Annotated in this window: 1 protein-coding gene; it reads right to left on the bottom strand. The window is 63.5% G+C overall.

Going from position 1 to position 463, the window contains the following annotated elements; all coding sequences use genetic code 11:
* On the bottom strand, positions 1-463 hold a 463-nt coding region (locus AACY52_RS30915), incomplete at both ends, for an efflux RND transporter permease subunit (RefSeq protein WP_339561483.1).

The raw sequence follows: 463 nt of genomic DNA, 5'->3' as shown, positions 1-463 counted from the left end.
GGCCGGCGAGCACGAGATAGACCAGCAGCATGGCGAGGCCGAACACCCAGTAGATCTGGTTCGAGACCGCCTTATCCTGGTAGGACATCGCGGTCCATTCGTAGCCGGTGCCGGGCGGCAGCGACTTGTCGGCGATCTCCTCCATGAGATTCAGCGACTGCCCGGAGGAATAGCCCTGAGCCGGCAGGCCGACCACGGTCGCGGACGGGTAGAGGTTGTAGAGGCTGATCAGCGACGGGCCCGTGGTCGGCGTGATCTTGGCGATGGTGCCGATCGGGATCATGTCGCCGTTGGAGTTGCGCACCATCATGTTGGCGATGTCACGCTCGGTGACGCGGAACGCCGGATCGGCCTGCGTGTAGACCTGGAACACGCGGCCGAACTTGTTGAACTGGTTGACGTAGGACGAGCCGAGATAGGTCGAGAGCGCCGAGAACACCTGGTCGGTGGTGACGTGCAGGGT

This window comes from Pseudomonas sp. EA_65y_Pfl1_P113 (assembly GCF_963970525.1).
Taxonomy (GTDB): domain Bacteria; phylum Pseudomonadota; class Gammaproteobacteria; order Pseudomonadales; family Pseudomonadaceae; genus Aquipseudomonas; species Aquipseudomonas tritici.
Note: the sequence above shows the minus strand (reverse complement) of the source record. Positions and strands in the feature narration are given on the sequence as shown.